Genomic DNA, 10,219 nt, shown 5'->3' on the forward strand with positions numbered 1-10,219 from the left:
CACCTCGGTGGACTGCGGTTTTCCCTAGAGGCGGCCTATGCCCGGTGGTTGGTGGAGGTACCCGGGCGGCTGCGGGTGGCCTGGGCGTACAGGGGGTGTCCCACATACGCGTCCGGGTGGTCGGACACCTCTTCGAAGCGTTCGTCGGCGCGCAGGAGAGCCGGTACGGACTCGGCGTGGAAGGGTCCGTGCTCGATGACGAGCGTGCCGCCCGGACGCAGCAGTCGCGCCGCAGTCGCCACGACGTGCCGGGTGACGCGCAGGCCGTCGGGTCCGCCGAAGACCGCATCCCGCGGCTGGTGCACGCCGAACTCGGCGGGTACGGGGGCCTCGTCAGGGGTGTACGGCGGGGATGACAGCACCAGGTCCACCGTGCCGTCCAGCTCGGCCAGGGTCAGGGGCTGTGTGACGTCCGCCTGGTGCAGCACGATGGGCGTGTCGCCGAGTGCGGTGCGTCGCGCGCTGTTGCGGCGGGCGTAGTCGAGGGCGGCCTGGTCGAGTTCCACGGCGTGCACCCTGGCGCCGGGGGCGTGGTGCGCGACGGCGAGCGCGAACGCCCCTGAACCGGTGCACAGATCGACCACCGTCGGGGCGGGGATGTCCGCGATCGCCTTCATGCCACTCGCGAGAGTCGCCTCGCTCACGATCATGGGTACGAACACCCCCGGACCGACCTCCACCTCGATGCCCGAGAGTGCGGCTCTGCCGGTGAGATACCCCAGGGGGATCCCCTCGCTCCGCCTGGCCACCAGCGCCTGGAACCGCGTGGCCGACTCGTCGTCGGGCTCGCTGCCCGGCGGCAGGCTGTCCACCGGTGCTCCGAACACGTGTGTCGCCAGGGCCTCTGCCTCCGCCTGCGGCGCCATCACCGCGCCCGACCGGCCCAGGGCATGAACCGCGTCCTCGACATGTGCGTCGTGCGTCTTTCGTTCCACAAGCGCCACCCACCCCTGTCTCGTTGCCGTCCTGTGTGCGGGAGTCACCATGCACCCGGAATGTCTAGGGGAGATCTGAGACTTTTCGCACCGGAGGCGAAAGCCTCCGGTGCGGTGAGGATTCGGCATCCCCTCCGCGCCGGAGGTCTACGTGGCGATCAGGACGGACCGGCGTTGCCGGTCCTCACGATCAGTGCGCCTGGCGCGTGCCGGGCTCGCGGTACCGCCCGAGCCACTCCTCCACGATCTCGGCCGTCTTCGCGGAGTCCTCTCGGATCATCGAGAGATGGTCGGCGTCGACGAGGCGTTCGTCGGCACCGGTGACGAGCGGCTGCCGACGGCGCGGGGCGTCCTGCTGCTCGATGGGCGCGGAGTCCACGCCCACCAGCGACCTGTCGCAGGTGACCAGCAGCACGGGAGCCGTCGTGTGCTGGACGTTCAGCTGGTTGAGCAGGACCATCCAGCGGCCCATCGCGGACAGCCGGGAGTTGGTCAGGCGCACCGGAGAGGCTTCCGCCCCGGCGCCCCCACCCGCGCCGCCGCCCCCGGCGAAGTTGAGCCGCATCATGCCGCCGTAGTCGACGCCTTCGCCGGCGTCGTGCCGGAAGCTGAATGTGTCCAGCAGGACGACACCGGCGGGCCTGATCCCCCAGGTGTGCTCCAGCAGTCCGGCCGCGGCGTAGGCGAAGGAGCCGCCGGAGGAGTGGCCGAGCAGGACGAACGGCCGGCCTTCGCCGGCCCGGAGGGCGCTCTCGGCGATGGTGCGGGTGGCGACCTCCGGGGTTGCCGGGAGCCGTTCCCCGGTCGAGAAGCCGACCAGGGGCAGGGCGGACACGTCCCGCTTGCCGCGGAAGTGTGCGGCGAACCGGGCGTACTGGTGGATGCCCGCGTTGGCGGTGGGGGCGCTGACGCAGATCAGCCGCGGGCCCAGGTCTCCTTCGGCGAGGTTCGCCGCCCAGGGCAGGTCCTCCAGTTCGGCGGTCGCCTCGAAGCTCGGCCGCAGCGCCGCCACGGTCGCCAGCATGCGCTGGGCCTCGGTCACCTTCCCGGACGCGAGGGCGTCGGTGAACAGCCGCTCCAGGGAGTCGAGTTCGGGTGCGCCGGAGGGTGCCAGGAGGGCGCCGTCCGTCTCCTCGCCGGAGTCGGGCTGCCGGGTGGCGAGTTCGCCGCGCAGCCAGGCGGCCAGGTCGGCGGGCGTCTTGTTGTCGAAGACGACCGTGGCGGGGAGCCTGAGGCCGGTGACGGCGGACAGTTTGTTGCGCAGTTCGACCGCGGTGAGCGAGTCGAAGCCGAGCTCGTAGAAGTCCCGGTCCGACGCCACCTCGCCGGCGGTGTCGTACCCGAGGACGGTGGCGGCCTCGGTGCGTACGACGTCGGTGAGGAAGCGCATCCGGTCCCTCTCGGGGAGTTCCAGCAGACGCCGGGTGAAGGTGACCGTCACGTCCGCGCCGCCCGCCTCGTTCACGGCGGTCCGCCGGGCGGTTCGCACCAGGCCGCGGAAGAGCGGTGGGACCTCGCCCTGCGGACGCATCCCCCCGCCCGCCAGTCCGATGGGGATGACCAGTGGCTCGGCGGAGCCGGTCGCGGCCTCGAAGAGATCCAGGCCCTGTTCGATGGAGAGCGGGGGCATGCCGCCGGACTGCATGCGTCGCATGTCGGTGTCGCTCAGCTCGCTCGTCATGCCGTCGTCCTGGACCCAGGGACCCCAGGCGAGCGAGGTACCGGTCAGTCCGAGGGCGGTGCGGTGGTCGACGAGCGTGTCGAGGAAGGAGTTGGCCGCGGCGTAGTTGCCCTGGCCGGGACTGCCCATGACGCCGGCGATGGACGAGAAGGTGAGGAACGCCGCCAGGTCGAGGCCGCGGGTGAGGTCGTGCAGGTTCCAGGCCGCGTCGACCTTGGGCCGCAGCACGGCAGACAGCCGTTCGGGGGTCAGGGAGGTGATGACACCGTCGTCGAGGACACCGGCGGTGTGCACGACCGCGGTGAGCGGGTGCTCCGCGGGGATCGCCGCGAGCAGCGCCGCGGCGGCGTCCCGGTCGGCGGTGTCACAGGCGGCGATGGTCACGCTCGCCCCCAGCTCCCGCAGTTCGGCGGTCAGTTCGGCCGCGCCGGGAGCGTCCGGGCCACGCCTGCTGGTCAGCAGCAGGTGGCGCACACCGCGGGCGGTGAGGCGCCGGGCCAGATGGCGGCCCAGGGCACCGGTGCCACCGGTGATCAGCACGGTGCCTTCGGGATTCCACACCGGCGGCATGGTGAACACGACGTCCTCGGCGGTCGGGTGCTCGCGCAGGGCGGCCCGGGCGTGCCGGATGTCGTACGAGGGGACAGCCGTGGTGCCGGCGGCCGCGGCCTGTTCCCAGGTCCGGTCGGCCGGCAGTTGAGCGAGCTGCCGCTGGTCCAGGACGGCGAGCGGGCCGAGCGGCGCCGGCTCCAGGCCGACCACCCCGTCTCCGGGTCGTACCCCGGTCACCCCCGGGCCGGTCTCCGTGACCGTGCCCGCGACCCGGCCGAGTGGCACCGGGCCGTCCACGGGAACCGGCCCGGCCGCCCGTACGGCGAGGCGCACCTGTCCGGCGGCCAGGGGCTGAGCCGTCTGCGGACCGGGGGCGAGCCACAGTCCGTCCCCCTCGGTGTCGTCGGTGCGCTCCAGGCGCCACGGCACACCGGCCGGCGGCAGCAGGCTCGGGCCCGTGATCAGGCGGGCCAGCCGGCCCACCCGGACGACTCCGTCGCGTACGAGGAACTGGGCCTCGCCCGCGGCGAGCGGGCCGGAGAGGCGTGCCAGGGCCGTGCTGACGTCCTCGTCCCGCTCGATGTCGAGGAGGACGAAGCGGTCCGGGTGCTCGGAGTTGGCCGAGCGCACCAGGCCCCAGGCGGCGCCGCCCGTGAGGTCGCGCAGGGCTTCGGAGTCGCCACGGACGGCTCCGCGGGTGACGAACACCAGTCGCGAGGCGGCGAACCGCTCCTCGGCGAGCCATTCCTGGACCAGTTCGAGGACGCGGGTCGTCAGCGCGTGCACGGCGGCGGGCACGTCGTCGGCGGCCGCTGCGACGAGGGACACGACGACCAGGTCCGGGGTGTCGGAGGCCGCCGAGGCGAGTGCCGTCAGGGAGGCCGTCGAGCCGCCCACCCCGAAGTCGTCCGCACCGAGGGCCACACAGCGCATCGGTTCGCTCTCGCCGCCCGTCTCGGCCGGGACCCACTCCAGGCGGAACAGCGGATCGCGCCCTGCCCGACGGGACGGTGCCTCGGCCGGCGCCGCGAGCTCCAGCGACCGCACCGACAGTACGGGCGCGCCCTCGGCGTCCACCGCGGTCAGGGACACGGTGTCCTCGCCACGGCGGACCAGCCGTACCCGCAGGACGGAGGCACCGCTCGCGTGCAGCGACACCCCGTTCCAACGGCGGGGCTGCCACCGCCGGTCCTCCGCGCCGAACCCGAGCAGCGTGGTGGCGTGCAGGGCGGCGTCGAGCAGGGCCGGGTGCAGTCCGAACCAGCGGGCGTCCTCGGCGATGTCGCCGGGAAGCGCCACCTCGGCGAGGAGTTCGTCGCCGCGCAACCAGGCGGCCCGCAGGCCCTGGAAGGCCGGGCCGTGACCGGATGCCTCGTGGAAGCCGTGCAGGTCGACGCGCTCGGCACCCGCGGGCGGCCAGACCAGGGCGTCGAACGGAACGCCGGCCCACCCGTCGGCCTCGGCGGACTCGTCGGAGACCAGCGTGCCGGTGGCGCAGCGGGTCCACGGTTCGTCCGGTGCGGCGTCCGCTGACCTGGCGTAGCAGACCAGCGTACGGGCCCCGGTGTCGTCGGGAGCACCGGTCCACACCTGGACGACGGGCTCCTCCGCGCCGCCGAGCGGGAGCGGTTCGGTCTGGGTGAGGTCGGCGACGTGCGCGCAGCCGACCTGGTCGCCGGCACGGACGGCCAGCTCCAGGAAGGCGGTCGCCGGGACATGGGGGGTGCCGTTCACCCGGTGGTCGAGCAGCCACGGGTGGACCCGCAGGGAGAGCCGGCTGGTGAACAGCAGCCCGTCGGAGTCGGCCAGCGGGACAGCCGCGCCGAGCAGCGGGTGTTCGGCCGGCATGAGTCCGGCGGAGGTCACGTCACCGGAGAGCGGTGCGGGGCGCGGCCAGTAGCGGTCGTGCTGGAAGGCGTACGTCGGCAGCTGGACGCTGCGGGCGCCCGTGCCGTCGAACAGGCGGGCCCAGTCGACCCGCACGCCGCTCACGTACATCCGCGCCAGCGCGGTGACCAGCGCCTGCTCTTCGGAGCCCTGCTTGCGCAGCGCCGGTACGACCACACAGTCCTGGTCGTCGCCGTCCAGGCTCTGCTGGGCCAGGGCGGCGAGGACACCGTCCGGGCCGATCTCCAGGAACGCCGACGCACCGGCCTCGCGCAGCGCCCGGACACCGTCGGCGAAGCGGACGGTCCGGCGGACGTGCCGCACCCAGTACTCGGGGTCGCACACCAGCCCGGCGGCCGCCGGCTCACCGGTGACGTTGGAGACGAGCGGGATCTGCGGCACCGCGAAGGACAGTCCGGTCACGATGTCCCGGAAGTCGTCCAGCATCGGGTCCATCAGCGGGGAGTGGAAGGCGTGCGACACCCGCAGCCGGGACGTCTTGCGGCCCAGAGCCGCGAACTCCCGCCCGATCCGGAGCACTTCCGCCTCGTCACCGGCCAGGACCACTGACTCCGGCCCGTTGACCGCGGCGACGGCGACCGTGTCCGTGAGCCGCGCGACGGCTTCGGCCTCCGTGGCCTGGACGGCGAGCATCGCCCCGCCTTCGGGGAGCGCCTGCATGAGCCGGCCCCGGGCTGCGACCAGCGTGCAGGCGTCCTCCAGGGAGAGCACCCCGGCCACGTGCGCGGCGGCCACCTCACCGACGGAATGACCGGCCACGGCGTCGGGCCGTACGCCGAGGGAGACAAGGAGGCGGAAGAGCGCGACCTCGACGGCGAAGAGCCCGGTCTGTGCCCACACCGTCCGGTCGGCGCGGTCCGCGTCCGCGCCCCAGATCACCTCCCGCAGCGGCAGTTCGAGGTGCCGGTCCAGGTGTCCGCACACCTCGTCGAAGGCTTGCGCGAACACCGGGAAACGGTCGTACAGTTCACGGCCCATACCCCGGCGCTGTGCGCCCTGGCCGGAGAAGAGGAACGCCGTGCTGCGGCTCCCGGCCTCACCGCGGGCGACCTCGGTTCCGTCGATCAGGACGGCCCGGTGCGCGTAGACGGACCGACCGGTCGCGAGGGAGTGGCCCACGTCCAGCGCGGAACGCCCGGTCTGCGAAGTGATCCGCTTCAGCTGGGCATCGAGCGCCGCCGGGGTCCGGCCCGACACCACCCACGGCGTCACGGCGGGCACGACGGGCGTGTCGGCCGGGGCGGGTTCGGCGGGCGGGGCCTGCTCGATGATCGCGTGGGCGTTCGTACCGCTGATGCCGAAGGTGGACACACCTGCCCGCCAGGGCCGGTCCACCTCCGGCCAGGGCCGGGCCTCGGTCAGCAGGGACACCGCGCCGGCCGTCCAGTCGACGTGCGAGGACGGCTCGTCGAGGTGCAGCGACTTCGGCAGGATGCCGTGCCGCAGGGCCAGCACCGTCTTGATCACACCGGCGACACCGGCGGCCGCCTGCGTGTGACCGATGTTCGACTTCAGCGAGCCCAGCAGCAACGGACGCTCCTGGTCACGGCCTTGGCCGTACGTCGCGAGCAGCGCCTGCGCCTCGATCGGGTCGCCGAGCGCGGTGCCCGTACCGTGGCCCTCGACGGCGTCCACGTCGGCGGGTGAGAGTCCGGCGGCGGCCAGGGCCTGCCGGATCACCCGTTGCTGGGACGGCCCGTTGGGCGCGGTGATGCCGTTCGAGGCACCGTCCTGGTTGACCGCCGAGCCACGGACGAGGGCGAGGACCTGGTGCCCGTTGCGGCGAGCGTCCGAGAGCCGTTCGAGTACGAGGACACCGACGCCCTCGGACCAGTTCGTGCCGTCGGCGGCGTCCGAGTAGGCCTTGCACCGGCCGTCGGAGGCCAGTCCGCCCTGGACGGTGAAGCCCGCGAAGCTCACCGGGGTGGTCATCACGGTCACACCGGCCGCGAGTGCGAGGGAGCATTCGTCGTTGCGCAGGGCCTGCGCGGCCCAGTGCAGCGCCACCAGCGAGGACGAACAGGCGGTGTCCACGGTGACGGCAGGGCCCTCCAGGCCGAGCGTGTAGGAGATACGGCCGGACATGACACTGCTGGCGAGGCCGGTTCCGGCGTGCCCGCCGATGTCCTCGCGGGAGTTCATCATCAGGGTCGCGTAGTCGAGACCGTTCGTGCCCACGAAGACACCGGTCCGGCTGCCGTGCAGGGTGTCCGGTGCGATGCCCGCGCCCTCGATCGCCTCCCAGGAGGATTCGAGGAGAAGCCGCTGCTGCGGATCCATGGCCAGGGCCTCGCGCGGCGAGATCCCGAAGAACGCTGCGTCGAAGTCGGCCACTCCGGGGACGAATCCGCCCTCCAGGGTGGCGCTGCGACCGCGGCCGTCCTGGTCGCCCGCGCGCAGGGTCCGCAGGTCCCAGCCGCGGTCGTCGGGGAACGCGGCGATGCCGTCGCCGCCCTCGCGCAGCAGCCGCCAGAGGTCGTCCGGCGAGCGTACGTCGCCGGGGAGCCGGCAGGCCATGCCCACGATGGCGATCGGATCGTCCGCCGTCGCGGCGCCCACGGCGGCAGGGGTGCGCACGCCGTCGTCCGGCCGCTCGTGGAGCAGTTCGGCGAGCAGGTGCTGGGCGAGGACGGTGGCGGTCGGGTAGTCGTAGACGGAGGTGGCCGGAACCTTCAGCCCCGTGGCGAGATCCAGCCGGCTCGCGAGTTCGACCGCGGTGAGCGAGTCGAACCCGAGGTCGCGGAACTTGCGGTCGGCTGCGACGGCTTCCTTGCCGGTGTGACCGAGGACGGCCGCCACATGGGTGCGTACGAGGTCGGTGACGAACGGCAGGCGGTCACCCGCGGGCAGGGCCCGCAGCTTCTGCCCGAGCCCGGAGGCTTCGGAGGCGAACTCCTCCCGGGCCGCAGCCGCTTGCTCGAGGGTTCGCCCGGCTGCGGGGAGTTCCCTCAGCAGTGGGTTGCCGCGCAGACCGACGAGCGTGTCGAGGACCTGCGGCTGCTGGAGGTCGAGCAGGACCAGCGTGGGGGCGGGCCGGGTGACGGCCTGCCACAGGGCCGCGAGGGCCAGTTCGGGGTGGACGACGGGGACGGAGGCCCGGCGTGGCGGGGCATCCGCGGCGTCGGCGTCGGCGTCCTGTGCCTCGACGGCTGTTTCGAGGGTGTCGGTCGTGTCCTCGTCCCACCAGGCGCCCCAGGACAGCGAGGTCGCCGCAAGTCCCTGGGCCCGGCGGTGGTGGGCGAGGGCGTCGAGCACCGCGCCGGCCGCCGCCACGGTGGCCCGCCCCGGGCTGCCGACCGCCCCGGCCACGGAGGAGAACAGCACGAAGGCCGACAGGTCCAGATCGCGTGTCAGTTCGTGCAGGTGGAGGGCGGAGGCCGCTTTCGCCCGGTGGACGGCGTCGAACCGCTCGGCCGTCAGCTCGTCGAGCACGCCGTCGTCGACGACTCCCGCGGCGTGCACCACAGCGGTGAGCGGCGCCTCCCCCGGGACACCGGCCAGTACTGAGGCCAGGGCGTCCCGGTCGGCCACGTCACAGGCGACGGCCGACGCCTCGGCACCCAGCCGTCGCAGATCGGCGACGAGTTCGTCCGCACCGGGTGCCTCGGGACCACGTCGGCTGACGAGCAGCAGACGGTGCGCGCCCGCGCCCGCCAGCCGTCGGGCCACCCTGGCGCCCCGGCCGCCGGTGCCACCGGTGATGAGCACGGTGCCACGAGCCTCCGGCGCGTCCGCCGCGCCCGGCTGCCATCCGGCGTCGGGCGCCCCGGCGGGGGCGGGCGCCAGCCGGCGACCGTAGGCGGCGGACGCCCGCACCGCGACCTGGTCCTCGCCGTCGAGGCCGGCCAGCACCGCCGCGAAGCGCCGTGCCGCGTGACGGTCGATCGTCTCGGGCAGATCGATCACACCACCCCACCGCTGCGGGTGCTCCAGCGCCGCCACACGCCCGAGTCCCCACACCCCGGCCTGGGCCGGGGCGGACAGTACCTCGGAGGCACCGACCACTACCGCGCCGCGCGTCACACACCACAGCGGTGCGGTCACACCGGCGTCGGACAGGGCCTGGAACAGGGTGGCGGTCGCCGTCACGCCGTTCTCGCCGTCCAGCGCGAGGAGCGACAGCACGCCCCCGAACGGGGCTCCGGAGTCAGGCAGTTCGCGCAGCTGCCGGGCCAGAACGGCGCGCTCCGACGACGGCTCCGTGTTCAGGCAGAAAGTGTCCGCCCCGATGGCGTCGACGACGGCCGTCGTCCACTCCTCGGCGGGGCCGGGGGCGGGAGCGAGGGCAGGAGCGACGACGAGCCAACGGCCGGCCGGGCGGGCGTTCGCCACCCGGGACAACGGTTGCCACGTCTCATGGAAGCGCAGCGCGTCGAGCTGCGACTGGTCACGGCGGTGCCGCCGCCAGGACGACAGCGCCGGCAGCACCGCTTCGAGCGCCCCGCTGTCCACGTCGAGGTCCGAGGCGAGGGTGGCCAGATCCCCACCCTCGACGGCGGCCCAGAAGCCTGCCTCCACGGGATCCGCCGCGGGAACAGCAGCCGCCGCCCGGACAGGACCCGTCTCCGGCCAGTACCGGTCACGCTGGAAGGCGTACGTCGGCAGATCGACGCGCCGGGCACCGGTACGGTCGAACAGCGAGATCCAGTCGAGCCCTACGCCGCTGACGTGCAGCCGCGCCAGGCCGGAGACGAGTGCCTGTTCCTCCGTGCGGTCCTTGCGGAGGGCGGGGGCAGCTACAACTGCGCTGTCGTCCGCGCAGACCGCCGTCAGTGCCGTGAGAACGCTGTCGGGGCCGAGTTCCAGGAAGGCGGTGGCACCGGCCTCGCTCAAGGTGCTGACTCCGTCGGCGAAACGGACGGTCTCACGGACGTGCCGCACCCAGTACTCCGGGTCGCACACCACCTCGGACGACGCCAACTCACCCGTCACATTGGAGACGAGCGGGATCCGCGGCGCCGAGAAGGACAGCCCCGACACAACCGCCCGGAAGTCGTCCAGCATCGGGTCCATCAACGGCGAGTGGAAGGCATGCGACACCCGCAGCGGGGTCACCCTGCGCCCCAGCACCTCGAAGTACGAGCGGATCGACTCGATCACGTCCGCCGCCCCCGAGACCACCACCGAGGACGGACCATTGACC

At 73.5% G+C, this 10,219-nt stretch carries 2 protein-coding genes; both read right to left on the minus strand.

Going from position 1 to position 10,219, the window contains the following annotated elements; genetic code table 11:
- Positions 1-35: 35 nt before the first annotated feature.
- On the minus strand, positions 36-935 hold the full coding sequence (locus AC07DS_RS45170; RefSeq protein WP_479154545.1) for a N5-glutamine methyltransferase family protein: 900 nt from the start codon (positions 933-935) through the stop codon (positions 36-38).
- A 190-nt stretch (positions 936-1,125) separates the two neighbouring features.
- Positions 1,126-10,219, minus strand: a 9,094-nt coding sequence (locus tag AC07DS_RS45175; protein WP_479154546.1) for an SDR family NAD(P)-dependent oxidoreductase, incomplete at its 5' end; no start/stop codon positions are given.

The sequence above is a fragment of the Streptomyces sp. NPDC044064 genome (assembly GCF_056434245.1).